15 protein-coding genes and 1 pseudogene are annotated in these 15969 nt (G+C 72.9%); 7 read left to right on the plus strand and 9 right to left on the minus strand.

Features of this window, described 5'->3' with window-relative positions; translation table 11 throughout:
- Positions 1-5: 5 nt before the first annotated feature.
- On the plus strand, positions 6-1154 hold the full coding sequence (locus tag ACWD5O_RS24830; RefSeq protein ID WP_450086704.1) for a site-2 protease family protein: 1149 nt from the start codon (positions 6-8) through the stop codon (positions 1152-1154).
- Here ACWD5O_RS24830 and ACWD5O_RS24835 read toward each other — a convergent pair whose 3' ends face one another.
- Positions 1155-2393, minus strand: a complete 1239-nt coding sequence (locus ACWD5O_RS24835) for an FAD-binding protein (protein WP_450086744.1) — start codon at positions 2391-2393, stop codon at positions 1155-1157.
- Between the two features lie 41 nt (positions 2394-2434).
- On the minus strand, positions 2435-3208 hold the full coding sequence (locus tag ACWD5O_RS24840) for a hypothetical protein (protein WP_450086705.1): 774 nt from the start codon (positions 3206-3208) through the stop codon (positions 2435-2437).
- Between the two features lie 101 nt (positions 3209-3309).
- Here ACWD5O_RS24840 and ACWD5O_RS24845 point away from each other — a divergent pair, with 101 nt between their 5' ends.
- Positions 3310-3747, plus strand: a complete 438-nt coding sequence (locus ACWD5O_RS24845; protein WP_450086706.1) for a hypothetical protein — start codon at positions 3310-3312, stop codon at positions 3745-3747.
- A 6-nt stretch (positions 3748-3753) separates the two neighbouring features.
- Here the strand turns inward: ACWD5O_RS24845 and ACWD5O_RS24850 are convergent, their stop codons facing one another.
- Entirely contained in the window at positions 3754-4683 is a 930-nt protein-coding gene (locus ACWD5O_RS24850) for an LLM class F420-dependent oxidoreductase (RefSeq protein WP_450086707.1), read from the minus strand.
- Between the two features lie 98 nt (positions 4684-4781).
- Between ACWD5O_RS24850 and ACWD5O_RS24855 the strand changes: the two genes are divergently transcribed.
- Complete coding sequence (locus ACWD5O_RS24855) at positions 4782-5093, plus strand: ArsR/SmtB family transcription factor (protein ID WP_450086708.1); 312 nt, start codon at positions 4782-4784, stop codon at positions 5091-5093.
- Positions 5094-5624, plus strand: a complete 531-nt coding sequence (locus ACWD5O_RS24860) for an SRPBCC family protein (RefSeq protein WP_450086709.1) — start codon at positions 5094-5096, stop codon at positions 5622-5624.
- A gap of 49 nt (positions 5625-5673) precedes the next feature.
- Here ACWD5O_RS24860 and ACWD5O_RS24865 read toward each other — a convergent pair.
- Positions 5674-6715, minus strand: a pseudogene (locus tag ACWD5O_RS24865) (hypothetical protein).
- Positions 6715-6984 carry a hypothetical protein gene (locus tag ACWD5O_RS24870; protein WP_450086710.1) on the minus strand — a complete coding sequence of 90 codons (270 nt, stop codon included), beginning with the start codon at positions 6982-6984 and terminating at the stop codon, positions 6715-6717. The pseudogene ACWD5O_RS24865 and the gene ACWD5O_RS24870 overlap by 1 nt, the downstream one beginning before the upstream one ends.
- Before the next feature lie 592 nt (positions 6985-7576).
- Between ACWD5O_RS24870 and ACWD5O_RS24875 the strand changes: the two genes are divergently transcribed.
- The 3 genes from ACWD5O_RS24875 (at position 7577) to ACWD5O_RS24885 (ending at position 10533) form a co-directional block, all read left to right on the plus strand.
- The gene (locus ACWD5O_RS24875) at positions 7577-8779 is read left to right on the plus strand and encodes a hypothetical protein (protein WP_450086711.1); all 1203 of its coding nucleotides are present in this window, start codon (positions 7577-7579) and stop codon (positions 8777-8779) included.
- Between the two features lie 232 nt (positions 8780-9011).
- Positions 9012-9581 (plus strand): dihydrofolate reductase family protein, encoded by a 570-nt coding sequence (locus ACWD5O_RS24880; RefSeq protein WP_450086712.1) that lies wholly within the window; start codon positions 9012-9014, stop codon positions 9579-9581.
- A gap of 10 nt (positions 9582-9591) precedes the next feature.
- Complete coding sequence (locus ACWD5O_RS24885; protein ID WP_450086713.1) at positions 9592-10533, plus strand: GNAT family N-acetyltransferase; 942 nt, start codon at positions 9592-9594, stop codon at positions 10531-10533.
- Here the strand turns inward: ACWD5O_RS24885 and ACWD5O_RS24890 are convergent.
- The 4 genes from ACWD5O_RS24890 to ACWD5O_RS24905 all read right to left on the minus strand — a co-directional run bounded on the left by ACWD5O_RS24890 (position 10528) and on the right by ACWD5O_RS24905 (position 15782).
- The gene (locus tag ACWD5O_RS24890) at positions 10528-13188 is read right to left on the minus strand and encodes a LuxR C-terminal-related transcriptional regulator (RefSeq protein ID WP_450086714.1); all 2661 of its coding nucleotides are present in this window, start codon (positions 13186-13188) and stop codon (positions 10528-10530) included. The two genes, ACWD5O_RS24885 and ACWD5O_RS24890, sit on opposite strands and share 6 nt — an antisense overlap.
- A 140-nt stretch (positions 13189-13328) precedes the next feature.
- Positions 13329-14123 carry a class I SAM-dependent methyltransferase gene (locus tag ACWD5O_RS24895; RefSeq protein WP_450086715.1) on the minus strand — a complete coding sequence of 265 codons (795 nt, stop codon included), beginning with the start codon at positions 14121-14123 and terminating at the stop codon, positions 13329-13331.
- A 186-nt stretch (positions 14124-14309) separates the two neighbouring features.
- Entirely contained in the window at positions 14310-14738 is a 429-nt protein-coding gene (locus ACWD5O_RS24900) for a hypothetical protein (protein ID WP_450086716.1), read from the minus strand.
- A 63-nt stretch (positions 14739-14801) separates the two neighbouring features.
- Positions 14802-15782, minus strand: coding sequence for a hypothetical protein (locus tag ACWD5O_RS24905; protein ID WP_450086717.1), 981 nt, complete (start codon positions 15780-15782; stop codon positions 14802-14804).
- Between the last annotated feature and the right edge of the window lie 187 nt (positions 15783-15969).

Below are 15969 nucleotides of genomic sequence, written 5' to 3' on the forward strand. Positions count from 1 at the left end.
GAGGGATGAGGGCGAGCTTCCGGCTTGGCCGGATCGCGGGTGTACCGGTCGGCGTCAACTGGAGTGTCCTGGTCATCTTCGCGCTGATCGCCTGGGGGCTGGCGGCCAATCAGTTCCCCCGGTCCTACCCCGACCGCTCGCCCGTGGCGTACACCCTGGCGGGGTTGGCCGCGGCGGTGGTCTTCTTCGTCGGCCTGCTGGCCCACGAGGTGTCGCACGCGATCGTCGCCAAGCGCAACGGCCTGCAGGTCGGGGGCATCACCCTGTGGCTGTTCGGCGGGGTGGCCGAGCTGAAGGGCGAGCCCCGCGACCCGGGCGCGGAACTGCGGATCTCCGGGGTCGGCCCGCTGGTCAGCCTGCTGCTCGGGGCCTTCTTCGGCGTCATCGCCGCGCTGCTCGCGCTGGCCGGGCAGGGTGGCCTGCTGCTCGGGGTGATGGCGTGGCTGGCCGGCATCAACGTGCTGCTGGCGATCTTCAACGTGCTGCCGGCCGCGCCCCTGGACGGCGGGCGGCTGCTACGCGCGGCCGTGTGGAAGGCCACCGGTGACCGCACCCGGGCGTCGGTCGTCGCCGCTCGGGCCGGCTGGGTGCTCGGCGCGCTGCTGATCGGTCTCGGGCTGTGGCAGTTCCTGTCTGGGGTGGGCTTCGGCGGGCTCTGGCTGGCGCTGATCGGCTGGTTCCTGATCGGGGCCGCCGGGATGGAGGAGCGGCAGGCCCGCACCGGCAGCGCGCTGCGCGGGATCCGGGTCGGCGAGGTGATGACCCCGCAGCCGCAGACCGCCTCGGCGGAGATGACGGTCGCCGACTTCGTCGACCACTACCTGTTCGCGTACCGGCATTCGGCGCTGCCGCTCACCGACGACGGCCGGCCGACCGGCCTGGTCACCCTGGACCGGGTGCGGGGCGTACCGGCCGACCGGCGGGCGTCGACCACGCTGGCCGAGGTGGCCTGCCGGGCCGACCAGCTGGTCCTCGCCCAGCCCGGCGAGGAACTCAACGACCTGCTCCCCCGGCTCAGCGAGTGCGCCGACGGCCGCGCCCTGGTGGTCACCGACGGCCGGCTGGTCGGCATCGTCTCGCCCAGCGACATCAGTCGCGCCGTCCAACGCGGCACCCTCCGCACCAACCAACCCACGCCGGCCGCACCCCGCTGATCAGCGGGGGAAGTAGGTGTCCAGTTCGGTGGTGCGGAACTTGCCGGTCGGGTCGAGGTGGGCCAGTAGGGCGGTGAAGTCCGCGTACCGGGGATAGCGGGCGGCCAGCGCGGCCGGGTCGGTGGTGAAGACCTTGCCCCAGTGCGGACGCGGCGCGAACGGCGTCAGCCGTTCCTCCACCGCCGCCAACACGGGGGCCACCGCGACCGGGTCGCCGATCCAGGTGAAGTGCACGGCGATGCTGTCCCGGTGGTGGTTCGGGCTGAGCCACAGCTCGTCGGCCGCCACCGTACGCAGCTCGCACACCTGGAGCACCGGAGCGATCAGGTGCGCCACGTCGTCCAGGGCGGCGAGGGCGTCGGCTGCGGCCGCCCGTGGCAGGTGGTACTCGGACTGGAGTTCGTCACCGCTACTGGGGGTGAACCCGAGCTTGAAGTGCGGCAGCCGCTCGTGCCACGGGCCCGGCGCACCGAGCTGCTCGGTGCAGTTCTCCGCCGGCATCCCGAGCACCGGATGGCGCGGCTCGTTGGCGGCGGTGGTGCCGAGCCAGTCCGCCGGGGGCGGCGGCTGGTCCGCCCGCTGCTTGCGCCACACCTCGCGCAGTCGCGGCCCGCGCCAGTCGGTGAACACGCTGACGCTGTACGCCGAGCCGAGCGCCTCGTCCAGCGCCTCCCGGGGCAGGTCGAGCCGCACGTACTGGCGCAGCTCGAAGGTCGGCACCACGTCCAGGGTGACCCGGGTGACCAGGCCGAGCGCGCCGAGCCCCACCACCATGCCGGCGAACGTGTCCCCGTCGGTGTCCCGGTCGACGCGCAGCAGGTCGCCGTCGGCGGTGACCACTCCCAGGGCGGCCACGGAGGTGGCCAGGTTGCCGTGGGTCTGACCGGAGCCGTGGGTGGCGGTGGCCACCGCCCCGGCCACCGAGATGTGTGGCAGCGAGGCGAGGTTGGCCAGCGCGTACCCCTGGGCGTGCAACTGCCGGGCGACGTCGCCGTAGCGCAGCGCGCCGGCGACGGTGACCCGTGCGCGCTCGGCGTCCACCTCGATCGCCGGAGGCAGCCCGGCCAGGGTGACCAGGTCGCCGGTCGTGTCCCCGAACCGGTTGAAGGAGTGCCCGGTGCCCACCGCCCGGATCCGGGAGCTGGCACCGACCAGCCGACGCAGCTCGTCGGTGGAGGTCGGCCGGTGGAACGCCCGCGCGGCGTAGCGCACGTTGCCGGCCCAGTTCCGGCGCGGCACGTCGACCGTGGCGGCCGAGGGGCCGCCCTGTCCCGGCGCGATCACGATGTGGTCTCCCGATCGGTGGACGGGTGGTCGGCCAACGCGGCGACGAGGGCGTCCAGCGCCGGGTCGGCCTGGAGTCGGGTGTAACCGCGCTGGGCGATCGGCAGGCCGACCGCGCGGGCTCGTTCGATCTCCACGCGGGCCGCCAGCCGGGTCTGGGCGTCCCCGGACACCAGGGCGTCCTGGCCGCGCCGGATCAACTGGTCGACCTGGTCCATCCGGTAGCCGCGCAGGCTCACGGTGAGCTCCGGCTCCGTGAAGGCGGCGCGGCGCAGCGCGGGCAGGTCCACGAACCGGTCGCCGGCGTAGCGGGTGAGCGCGGCGGACACCTGCTCCGGCTGTTCCCGGACCTGGTCGAGGACGAGCAGCTCGATGGCTGGCCGGCCGTCGACGGGATGGCGGGCGGTCACCGGTGGCCCGAGCGTCACACCCGGCACGGGCACCAGGAGCAGCCGTGGCGGCACCGGGCGGCCGTCCCGCCGGGGTGGCTCGTCGAGGACCAGCGTGTCCACCTCGGCCCACCGGATCGACCGGCGCAGGCCCGGTCGCCGAATGGTCAGCCCGTCCGCGCCGATTCCGAACCGGAACGGCCGCAACGCGCTGAACAGGGCCACGACGCCGAGCGCGACGGCGCCCACCGCGGTGATCGTCCGTAGCAGGGCGTCGTCGCGGGGCAGCGCCAGCAGAACCACCCCACCGAGTACGCAGACCAGGGCGAGCACCAGGGCCCCCCGACTCCGGCGCAGTTCCACGCTCGGACCCCCGTTCATGACCGTGGCGTCGGTCCCAGCATCGTCCGACAGACCGGGAGCCACGGACACCGGACGATCGGGCACGGTTGTTCTCGCCATCGTCGGGGAACCCTACGCCCATGAGCAGTTACCGTGATCCAGCCCCGCGGGGCGACGTGTTCCCCTCAGAGGAGGAACTGGACCCGACCGGCAGTGGTGTCGAGCCGACCAGCGCCCCGCCGGGCGCCCGGTCGCAGAGCCATCCGGCACCCACGCCCGGGCCCCGCCCGACACCCGCACCCGCGCCAGCACCGACGCCGGTGCCAGCGCCCGGGCCGCCGCCACGCGCCCCCGGCGCCGAGCCACGGTCGATCGTGACCCGGCATCTGGACGGTTCAGTGGAGGTGGCCACCGATCTCGACGGCGACGGCGTCGCCGACATCGTCCAGGTCGACCTGGACGGCGACGGAGTAGCCGACGTCACCTATGTGGACAGCGATCGGGACGGCCGGCTGAACACCGTGCTGCGCGACCCGGGCATGGTCCGAACGGGCGGCGGGGCTCACCGAGGCTCGTGAGCGGGCTCAGAGCTTCGCCATCACCTCGCTGGCGACCAGCTCGAGGTGCTCCAGGTCGCTGAGGTCCAGCACCTGGAGGTAGATCCGCTGGCTGCCGATCTCCGCGTACCGGCCGATGGTGTCGAGGACCTCGGCCGGCGTGCCGGCCACGCCGTTGGCCCGCAGCTCGTCCGGGTCGCGGCCGATGGCGGCGGCCCGGCGGGCCACCTCCGCGTCGTCCCGACCGCAGCAGAGCACCAGGGCGTTGGACCAGACCAACTCGGCCGGGTCCCGACCGATCTCGGCGCACGCCGCGCGCACCCGGTCGAACTGCGCCGCCGTGTCGACCGTCGACGCGAACGGCAGGTTGAACTCGTCGGCGTAGCGGGCGGCCAGCCGGGGAGTCCGCTTCGGACCCATCCCGCCGAGCAGGATCGGCGGGCGCGGCTGCTGAACCGGCTTGGGCATGGCGGGCGAGTCACTGATCGGGTAATACCGGCCGGCGTGGTCGAACCGCTCCCCCGGCGGCGTGGCCCAGAGCCCGGTGACGACCTCGAGCTGCTCCTCCAGCCGGTCGAACCGCTCGGCCAGGGCGGGGAACGGGATGCCGTACGCGGTGTGCTCATCGGCGTACCAGCCGGTGCCGATGCCCAGCTCCACCCGGCCGCCGCTCATCTGGTCGACCTGCGCCACGGTGATCGCCAGCGGGCCGGGCAGCCGGAAGGTGGCAGCCGTCATCAGGGTGCCGAGCCGGATCCGGCTGGTGTCCCGGGCCAGGCCGGCGAGGGTGGTCCAGGCGTCGGTGGGGCCGGGATCACCGGTCACCTCGCCCATCATGAGGTAGTGGTCGGACCGGAAGAACGCACCGTAGCCGGCGTCCTCGGCGCAGCGTGCCACGGCGAGCAACTGGTCGTAGCTGGCGCCCTGCTGGGGTTCGGTGAAGATCCGCAATTCCATGCTCCGAGCATAGGAAGCCGGGCCCCGTGCCGCTCCGGTACTGCGGGCGCCGCTCATATGCTTTGACAGTCATATGACCGATGGGGCATATTGGGGTGGTGTCCGCCGACATCTTCACCGTCCTCGCCGAGCCCACCCGGCGCCGGATCCTCGAGCAGCTCCGCGACGCGGAGCGCAGCGTCGGCGAGCTGGTGGACAGCCTCGGGGTCAGCCAACCGGCCGTCTCGAAGCACCTGCGGGTGCTCCGCGAGGCCGGCTTCGTCTCCTGCCGGATCGCCGCCCGGCAGCGCATCTACCGCCTCGACCCGGGCCCGCTGCGAGCGGTCGACGGATGGCTGGACCCGTACCGCCGGCTGTGGAACCGGCACCTGGACGCCCTGAAACGGCACCTCGACAGTCAGGAGCAGTGAATGGACCGCGACGCCTTCCGCCCGAGCCCACCCGCCGAGGTACGCGCCGAGCCCGCCGACGGCGGCGCCACGCTGGTCTTCGTCCGCGACCTGCGGCACCCGCCGGCCGCCGTCTGGGCGGCGCTGACCGACCCGGCACAGCTCGCCGAGTGGGCGCCCTTCCTCGCCGACCGGGACCTCGCCTCCCCCGGCGCCGCCGTGCTCACCATGGTCGCCGGCGAGACCACCACACCGACCTCGGCGACGGTCCGCCGGGCCGAGCCATCGCACCTGCTCGAGTACACCTGGGGCGACGACCTGCTGCGCTGGGAGCTGAGTCCGCTGGGCACCGGCACCCGACTCACCCTGCGGCACACCGTCGCCGACCCGGGAATGCTGCCGATGGTCACGGCCGGCTGGCACCTCTGCCTCGACGTGGCCGACCGGCTGCTCGACGGCGACCCGGTCGGCCCGATCCGGGGGGCCGATGCCCTCGACTTCGGCTGGCCCGAGCTGCGCGACACGTACGCCGGCCGGCTCGACAAGGGCTGACCCGGCGACGCTGTCGCCTGCCACCGAGCCGGTACGAACTCCGGCCCGGTCAGACGTACGGGCGGGTGGCGTACGCGGTCCGGAGGGCGGCCAACCCGGCGGGCCGCTTTCGGCGACAGGGTGCCCCACCCGGAGTTGAAGTAGTTGGTCCGCACGATCCGGGGTCCACGCTCGGCGTTGAGCTTGGCGACGGCCGCCGGGACGGTGGCGATCCAGGCCGGTTGGTTCGGGATCTCGGCCGACCGCACTCCCCACTCCGCGATGATCACGGGCCGGGACAGCGCCACCGGGCCGAGGTCCGCCACTGCCCAGTCCTTCGTGCGACGGAACCGGGACAGCGCGGTGTCGTTGGCGTTGGTGGCGTAGGCGTTCCACTGGAGGAAGTCCAGCCTGGACATCAGCGCCTCCGGGTGGGTGCGCTGGAAGCAGGCCCGGTCGAAGCCGCCGAGGCCGATTGATAACGTCGTGCCGGCGGGCAGCGTCCGTGCCTTGAACCAGGTGAGGATGTAGTTCGTCGCCTGCACCGCGCGGGCGTCCGACTCGGCCCAGGTGTACGCCTTGCTGCCCTCGGTCGTGCCGAACTCGTGGTCCGTGTCCAGTTCCGAGGCGAGCTGGATGTTCACCGCGAACCCGAGTGTGCGGTACTGCGCCAGTGCGCGGTGGAGCAGCCCGTCGCACTGGCCGTTGAGCACCTGGCCGTACCCGTACGCTTTCGGCCAGGTGGTGCCGGGGCGCTGCTGGATGGTCATCGACGGCCCCGGCACGGTGTAGCTGGTGCCGTCCACGGTGAAGCTCTGCGGCCCGGCGTTCGGGGCGCCGTAGTGCTTCAGCTCCAGAACCATGTTGATCTTTACCCCGGCCTTGCCCAGGTTGGTCAGCCAGGGCCGGTTGTAGCCGGGGAAGATGTAGCCGTCGGCGAAGCTGCGGTACTGGGTGAGCGAGCGGAAGTTACCGCCGGCCATGTCGGCGGTGGGGTCGGCCCCGCCGGAGAGGTAGTAGCCACCGAGCACCGGCTGGTTCAGGGCGTAGTCGGCGGTGGCGGCCGCGGTGTGTCCGGCGGCGTCGCGGACCTGCACGGTGACCCGGGGCATCACGCCACCCCCCGGTACACGGCGACCGAGCCGTTGTCGGAGACCCGCGTCCAGGTACGTCCGGAGTCGTCGGTGACGGTCAGGGTGAGCGGGTCGATGACCGCGGTGACCTTGACGGGAGCGCTGCTGTTGCCCTGCGCGTCGGTGACCACGATGGCTACGGTCAGCGGTTTGGTGTCGGTGTCGGAATAGGTGACGGTCAGCAGCATCTGGTCACCCGGCGAGTAGGCGGATGCGCTCAGGGCTGCGATCGCGGTGGGAGCGGCCATGTCGGGGCCTTCTCTCTGCTTCGGTCGCCGGGCCGGCGCGCGGGTGAGCGACGCCGGACCGGGCGTGGTCCACGGTGCGAAAGGCAGGCGGGGCACGGGTACGGCGGCGCGTCCGGTGAGCGGCGTCGCCATGCTGCCGGAGGTGTAGACGACCCTGTGCCGATGGGCGGTGGCCGTACGCGTGGTCGGGCCGGCGGCTGTGCCGTGTCCGCCACGGCGGCGAGGCCGGGCTGGGTGAAGGCGGCGCCGGTGCGGACGGTGCTGTCCCCTGCCGGGCCGGAGGACTGGGATGTGGTCCGCCATCCGCAGCCTCTCCACCTGCCCCAACAGTGCTCTACCAGGGGCTTTACCGTCTTGTCCGGTATGCGACAGCGCCCGGGACGCGCCTACCGACGGACCCTGGCCGTGACCAGGGCGGCTGTCCGGCGCTCCGGTGCGGCGTGCCGTGGTTCAGCGGACACATTCGCAAGCTTGGACGGCAACTCGGCTGGATTGTGCGGGTTTCCGCTGCGGATACCATGCGGTCGTCTCCGTCAGGCGCGACCGGAAAAGGTGCCGAGTGCTCAAGACGGCGAGAAGAGTCACCACGACGATGAGCATCTGGCGTCAGGGCCTGTGGCGGTACCGCCTGACCACCGCTGGCGTCGGCCTGGCGGCCCTGAGCGTGGCGACCGCCGTGCACAACCCACCGCTGGCGCTCAGCGTCGCGGCGGCCACCGCCGGCGCGCTCGTCTCGGCGATGGAGATCCGCGGCAACCGCCGACGGGCCCGGCAGTTCCGCTTCCACCCGCGCGACGGCGACGATTACCGGGACATCGCCGAGCAGGCCACCGGCCCCAAGCGGGTGCTGGAGAACGCCCACAGCACCGGCATCGTCCGCATCGCCGAGAGTGCCCGGCTGCGCGACCTACGGATCCGCTGCGAGGTGACGCCGACGAGCTACCTGCTCGGTCGGGACCTCCGACGCTGGTCGTTCGACTTCCTGGCCCGGCACGCCCGCACCGCGGCCATGCACAACGCCGCAGTGCTGGGCCTCGCCGCCGACCTGCCGACCGGCACCGACGACCGGGTGGTCACGCTACGGCCCGCGCGGTACTTCGACTTCTTCTGCAGCAACCTGCTCGCCGCCTACGACGTCTACGAGGCCGGCCGGGACACTTTGGCGCTGCGCGGGCGAGACCTCATCCTCGACCATCGCGGCCGGTTGCGGGGGTTCGCCGACAGCCGGCTCGCCAACGTCGTGGGGGTCTCCACCCTGGCGTTCACCATCGACGGGCAGCTGCTGCTCGTCGCGCAGACCCGGGACAACGTGGGCAGCCCGGGGCTCATCGCCCCCTCCGGCTCCGGTTCCCTGGAACCGCAGGACGCGTCGGCGACGCCCACCGCGCCGAGCCTGCAGGAGGTCGTCATCGGCGGCGCGCTGCGGGAGCTGCGCGAGGAGTGTCACCTCGAACCGAACGAGATCGCCGAGAGTGGCGTCCTCGGTTACGGCCGGTGGATGAGCCGCGGCGGCACTCCCGAGTTCTGCACGGTGACCCTGCTCAAGGTCACCGCCGAGCAGGTGCTGCGCCGGACCGTCCGGTGGGCCGAACGGCCGTACGTCGGTGAGGTGCTGGCCGTCCACGTGCCACCCACCTCCGAGTGGGACCCGGACGCACCACTGACCCTGTTACCGACCGAGAACCGGCACAGCGCCTCCTGGCCGCTGGCCTTCAGCCTCTCCTGCCTCACCGACTGCATGACCGAGGAGACGTGGCCACAGCGCGCCGCCATCGCGGCGGTCGTCGACCAGTGACGATCCACCCCGACCGCGCTCCACACCACGGTCACCAGCTCCCCCGCTGAGGTCGTCGGCGCCGAACGGCGTGTTCCGGGTCATCCTGGCCGAACAGGATGTCAAGGGCGGTACCGCTGTACGCGACGACCAGGCCGTTCAGTCACGTTACGTCGCTGCTACCGATGCCGGCCGCCGGTGAGCCGACTAGCGTTCCAGCTGTCAACATCATCTTCAAGGAGCAGCATCTGACGTGCGCAAACTGGCGTACTACATCGCCACCAGCCTGGACGGGTTCATCGCCGGGCCGGACGGCGGGTCCGACTTCTTCGCGTTCGAGGGGGACCTTGCCGCGGCCATCCTGGCCGACTATCCCGAGACCCTGCCAACCCACGCGCGGGAGCCGCTCGGGATCGCCGCGGCGGCGAACACCACGTTCGACACGGTCCTCATGGGCCGCGCAACCTACGAACCTGCCCTGGCCATCGGCGTCACGAGCCCGTACGCCCACCTGCGGCAGTACGTGTTCTCCCGGACCCTCGACCAGCGCGATCCGTCGGTGCAGATCGTTGCGGACGAGCCGGCGGAGTTCGTCCGCGCGCTCAAGCGCCAGGACGGAATGGGCATCTGGCTCTGCGGCGGGGCGACACTCGCCGGCCAACTCGTGGACGAGATCGACGAACTGGTCATCAAGCGGTACCCCGTCGTCCTCGGCTCCGGCATTCCCCTGTTCCGGGCGCCCTTCGCCGTGGCGAGCTTCGCACTGCGTGACTCCCGGGTGTTCAACACCGGCACGACCATCTCCACCTATGTCAAGCACTGAAAGAGGACCGATGCTGTTCCGCGCCACCACCGAGGCCGACCTCGACCGGGTCACCGGCTTTCCCATCGACGACGGGGTCAGCACGATCGACGCTGACCGCTACCTCGACGAACTGGGTCAGGGCATGTACCGGCCGGAGTGGACCTGGATCGCCGAGGACGAGCAGCGGGTGGTCGGCCGCGCGCTGTGGTGGGGGCAGGCGTCCAGCGCCCACCCGGTCGCCCTGGACTGCCTGCACGTCGACGCGTCGGTCGCCGACCCTACGGGGGTCGCGGTCGGTCTGCTCACCGCGGGCCTGCGGGCGTTCGCGCGGGACGGCGCGCCGAAGCCTCCGCTGTACAACCTGACCCTGCCCAACGACTGGCGGGACGATGAGTCCGTCGCGGCGGCGGTGGCGTGGCGGCGGGACGCGGCGCTCGCGGTCGGGCTGACCGACGAGGTGGAGCGGCTGCGGCTGGAGTGGACGCCCGAGGTTGGGGTGCCCGCCTCCAGCGGCAGGCTCGTCTTCTCCGAGGGCTCCGACGACGAGTTCCTCGACGTGTTCCGCCGGATCGCGGTGGGCAGCCTGGACAGGGAGACCCGCCGGAACCTGGCGGTCAAGAGCCCGGAGGTCACCGCCCGGGAGGAGATGGACTTCTACCTGGACTGCCCGGGCGAGCGGGCGTGGTGGCGGCTGGTCCACACGACTGACGGGACGCTCGCCGGGCTGGCGATTCCGTCCGCGACGCCGTACAACCGCAACGTCGGCTACCTGGGCGTCGTCCCCGAGCTGCGCGGGCGTCGCTACATCGACGACGTGCTCGCCGAGATCACCCGGTTCCACGCCGAGCAGGGGGCCGAGCTGATCACGGCCACGACCGACACGACGAACGTGCCGATGGCCGCTGCGTTCGCGCGCGCCGGTTACCGGGTCGCGCAGATCCGGCTGCTCTACTCCGCGCCGGAGTCATGACGAGAGCATCGAGGCGAGGTCGGTGCGCGAGGTGACACCGAGCTTGGGAAACGCCCGGTAGAGGTGGTGCCCCACGGTGCGTGGGCTCAGGAACAGTTGCGTGGCGATCTCCCGGTTGGTCGCGCCCGTCGCGGCCAACCGGACCACCTCGCGTTCCTGAGGGCTCAGCCGGCTGAGCGGTCCGCCCAGGGAGGGCTCCGCCACCTCGCCGCTGGCCCGCAACTCGGCCCCGGCCCGCCGGGCCCACGGCTCGGCGCCGAGCGCCGCGAAGGTGTCGAGGGCGTCCCGCAGGTGGCCGCGCGCTTCGAGTTTCCGGCGCGCGCGGCGCAGCCACTCCCCGTAGAGCAGCCCGGTGCGGGCCTGATCGAAGGCGCTGCCGTCGCCGTGCAGCCGGACGGCCGAGGCGAAGTGCTGCTCCGCCTCGGCGTCCGGCGTGGTCAGGGCACGGCAGCGGTGGGCCAGCGCGGCGAGCGCCGGGCGGCCGGTGGCCTCGGCCCACTCGTCGAGCAGACGCGCCGGTTCGGCGGCCCGCTCGGGTCGACCGGCGCGTACTGCCGCTTCGACGAGATCGGGCAGCAGGAACGCGCCGAACAACCGGTGACCCGCGGCCACTCGCGCCGCCTCGAACCGTTGCAGCGCCACGTCCGCGCGGCCGAGGCCCAGGTCGAGCAGGCCCAGCGCCCACAGGGCGTCCGCCGTTGCCCGGCCGACGCCGCGCGGCTGCGTGTACGCCATCGCGTCGCCCGCCAACCGCCCGGTCTGCTCCTCCTCGCCCCGTACGGCGGCCAGTACCGCCAGGACGGCACGCACGTGGGCGGCTCGGTGGCGCAGGTCGTACCCCTCTGCCAACCGGAGCCCCTCGGCGGCGTGCGCGGACGCGTCGTCGAGCCGCCCGAGGGTCAGCTCCACCCGGGCGAGCAGGTGCAGTGCGGTGGGCAGCCATCCGCCCATGCCGTTGTCCCGGCAGTGCTCGACCGCCTCGGCCGCGATCTCGTACGCGATCTCGTCATCGGCGGCCAGGTGGCAGTAGATCCCGGTCATCAGCCGGTCCATGAACCCGGTGTCGGTTCGGCCGCGCGCCGCCACGAGCGATCGGAGCGCGCGCAGGGCACCGGGCACGTCGTCGGCGAGCAGTCGGGCCGGCACGGCCAGCACCGGCTCGGAGGGGGCTTGTTCCGCGGCCGCCGCGATCAGCTCCACGTTTCCCGAGGAGAAGGCGGCGTGCAGAGCGTCCACCAGCAGCGTGGGGAGTTTGTCGGGCCGCTGGGCGCCGATCTGGTCGGCGCAGTCGAGCAGCATCCGGCCGGCGACGTCGGGGCTGCCGTACCCCAGCTCCACCACCGCCCGAACCCGCGCCAGGTCCGCCGCCAGGCCCGGGTCCTGCGGCGCCGCCTCGACCATCGCCGCGAGCCGGCCGCCCCGCTCGTCCTGGCCCGCGTCGGCCGCGGCCTGTGCGGCGGCGATGAACCGGCGGGCCTGGCCTTCGGGTTCGGCCGTGAGCTGGGCCGCCCGCTCGTACGCCGCGGACGCCGACGCGAGCGCCTGCCGGCCGCCGGCCCAGATCGCGACCCGCTCCAACTCGTCGGCGACCCGCTCGTCCGGCCCGGTGGCCGCGGCGGCCAGCTGCCAGGCGCGCCGATGCGCGTGCTCGGGTGCGACGAGCGCCGCCGCCAGCGCCCGGTGGGCGGCGACCCGGTCGGCGAACGGGCTGCCCTGGTACGCCGCGTACCGGATCAGCGGATGCCGGAAGCGCAGCGTGTCGCCGGTCAGCACGATGAGGCCGGTGCGCTCGGCCGGCGCCAGGTCACCGATCGTTGCAGTCGCGGCCCGCAGGATCAGGTCGAGTGTTCCGGTGTCGTCCGCGGCGGCCGTCAGCAGCAGGGTCCGGGTGGCCTCGGGGAGCCGGCGGATCTGATCCAGGAAGGTGTCCTGCACCCGGTTCGACGGTGCGGACAGCGTCAACGGGCTGAGCTGACCGGCGCGCTGTGTCGGGGTCAACGCGGCGGAGAGTTCCCGCAGCGCGAGCGGGTTGCCCTGCGCCTCTTCCATGATCCGCTGGCGCACGTACGGCGACAGGTCCGCGACCAACGCCGCGGCCGCCTCCGGGTCGAGTCCCGCGAGGTGCAGCGCGGGAATCCCGCCGACCCCGGCCACGCCGGCGGCCTCCCGGGCGGCGAAGATCAGCACGACGCCCTCGGCCTGCAACCGGCGGGCGGCGAACGCCAACGCGTCGACCGACGCCCGGTCGAGCCACTGCACGTCGTCGACCAGGCAGAGCAGCGTTCCCTCGCCGGCGACCTCGGACAGCATGCTGAGCACGGCCAGGCCGATGACGAACCGGTCGCGCACCGTGTCGTCGGTGAGCCCGAAGACGGCACGCAGGGCCCGCGCCTGCGGGCCGGGCAGCTGGTCGACGAGGTCCATGGCCGGCAGGAACAGCTGGTGCAGGCCGGCGAAGGCCAGCTCGGTCTCCGATTCCAGGCCGTCGACTCGCAGCACCCGCATGTCGGACGCGCGAGTTGCGGCGTGGTCCAGCAGGGCTGTCTTGCCGATGCCGGCGTCACCATGGATCAGCAGAACACTGCTCGCGCCGGCCCGGGCGTCACTCAGCATCCGGTCGATCCGGTCGCGTTCCGCCGCCCGGCCCTGCACCACGTACCCCCGTCGTCACCGATCCCACCGGCCGTCGTGCCGGCAACGCGAAGCGGTGCAGCCGCAGGTCAGGTGCCTCTTCGAGGCACCTGAATCTAGCTCAGCAATGTGCCCGGCGGAGAACGGACCCCCGGCAGGGGCCGTCACTGCGGCGCGGTGCCCCGGACCGCCCAGGCGCGTGCCGTGAGCCGGATCGAGCCGTCGGGCTCCACCGGCAGCCGGGCGGCCAGCAGGTCCCGCAGGGCCGCGCGGGCCGGGTCGGCCAGCGTCGTCACGTACGTCGGGGTGGCGCCCTGCCCGCCGAGGAACGGCGTCCAGTACTCGGCCAGGTCGGTGAAGGTGGTGGGCACCTCGACCGGCCGGACCGACACCTGCCCCAGACCGGCGTCCACCCACAGCTCCCGGAGGGCGTCGGGCTGGCACACCGTGAAGCGGTGCCCCTCGTCCAGCCCCGCCGCGACCGGGTCGAGCTGCGCGGCGGCCGCCCAGAAGTGGCGCATCATCGCCATGCCGTCGGCGTAGTCCCAGACGTAGGCCGCCACCGCACCCGCCGGTCGGACCACCCGGGCGAACTCGGCCACCGCCCGCGCCGGCTCCGGCACGAAGTTGAGCGCCAGACCGCTGACCACCACGTCCACGGCCCGATCGGACAGCGGCAACGCGCGGGCGTCCCCGACCTGGAAGGTCGCCCGACCATCGGCGACCCGGGCACGCGCGCTGGCGACGAACCCGGCCGACCGGTCCACTCCGGTCACCCGGACGGGATCGGCGTCGGTGAGGATCGTCGAGGTCAACGCGCCCGTGCCGCAGCCCACGTCCAGCCAGTGCCTCCCGGGCGGTACGTCCAGCCCGCGTAGGAAATCGGCCGCGACCAGGCGGCTCCACCGGCCCACGTACGCCTCGTACGCGTCACCGTCCGCCCACACCGGCTGCGCCATGCCGGAACGATACGACAGCTGCGGTCGCCCAGTGGCCCGCCGATGCGTCGGCGATCCTGACCAGCGACGCGATCTCGTCGCTGCCGCCCCCTCTCCGAGCGGTCGCTGTTGTGAGCGATATACCTCTGAGGCATAAATATGCCCCTGAGGTATATCGCTCATCGACGGACCATGCCGGGCGTCGCGTCAGCCCCTCTCGTGGATCTTGGCGAGTTTCGCGGCGAACTCGGCGTCGGTGAGCGCGCCCCGCTGGTGTTGCCGGGTGAGCGCATGGATGTCGCGCCGCTTGTCGGAAGTTTGCCGACCGGGGGACGCGCCCGCCCAGCGGGCTCCGGCGGATGTGGGCGTCGGCCGGGCACCGGCGGTGGAGGAGGGCTGCGCTGGTCGCCCGGTGCCGGGCGCCTGCCCCCGGCGGCGCGCCTCGCGAAGATGTGCCTGCAGTGTCGCCAGGATCTCGTCGTAGTGCTCCGGCCAGGCGGCCAACCGGCCCAGTTCGGGCCGGAACGTGAACGGGCGGAAGAGGTCGCCGCGCTGCAGCGGTGTCTGCACCGACACCCCGTCGGTCCGTTCGACGACGATCGCGGCACGGCCCATGTCCAGGCCCGCAATGGCCACGCGAACAAGGCAGCCGCGCGGGGCCACGGGCCGGACAGCCCGTGACCCCGCGCGGGGAACTACCTAGAGACGCGCCGCACCGGCCGCGGCGGCCTCCTGCTCGGCGGAGGTAAGGCGGGCCTCCGCCCGCTGCGCTCCGGCGTCCTTTCGGTCTGCGGCGGCCGCGGACCGGGCCGACCGGGAGGTGGTGGCAACCGCCTGGTCACCGGTCACGCCGCCGCGGATCCGGTTGTTGTCGGCCACCTGGGCAACCGGGTTGTTGGACGTCAGGGTCAACCTGCCGTCGATGATGTTGTCGTCGACGGTGACGCCGCCGGTGGTGTTCGTGACGCTGACGTCCCGGCCCCAGTAGCCCCCGGAGGCGCAACTGTCGAGGGTGCCGTTCGGGCCGAGCTGCACGGCGCCCAGGTTGCCCGCGAAGGTCGCCAGGCCGCGGACCGCGCTGCCGCACACGACGCTGCCGGTGGCGCTGTTCAGCACGGACAGCGTGCCGTCGACGAACGAGTCGTGCACATCGGTGTAGTACGTGCCGGTGGTGGTGAGGTTGCGTTCCACCTGGGTGCCGCGGTCGAGCCGGACCTCACCGGCGCCGGCGTTGACGGTACCGACGATTGTGGACTGCTCGACGAACAGGAAGCTGTCGATGGTCGCGGCCCCCTTCGGCCGCACCGTCACGTTGCCGGTCCGGGCGTCCCTCAGGAAGGCGCCGTAACCGCCGGCGGCCAGCACCACCTGGCCGGCGATCGTCGTGTCGGTGGCGTCCAGGTATCCGTCCGCGGCGACGCGTACCTCGCCGCTGACGTTGCCACCGGTGACGACCAGGTTGCCGCCGGCGGCGACGGTGACGTTTCCGGTGATCGTGGTGCCGGTGAGCGCGCAGGACTCGCCGGCCGGCACGTACAGGTCGTTGGGCACCGTCACCGCACCACCGGTGCCGATGCAGTGGGTGACCAGGTCGGCGTGCGCGCTGGGCGCCACCGCCAGCACCGAGGCGGTGATGACGGCGCTCACGGTGGCCAGCTTGGCGACGGTACGTCTGGGCATCGCTGTACTCCCTGTCGATGAGGTTCGGTGACTCATGCGCCGACGTCCGATCGGGCTGCGGCCCGGACGATGGCGCCCTGCTGCCGCAGGGTGAGAGTGTCGCCGGCCACCAGGGTCGCGGTGACCGCTTCGACGTGCCGGACGAAAGCGGCGTGCCCGTCGTAGACGGCGTCTTCGTCGATCAGGT

It is taken from the genome of Micromonospora sp. NPDC005161, assembly GCF_053599855.1.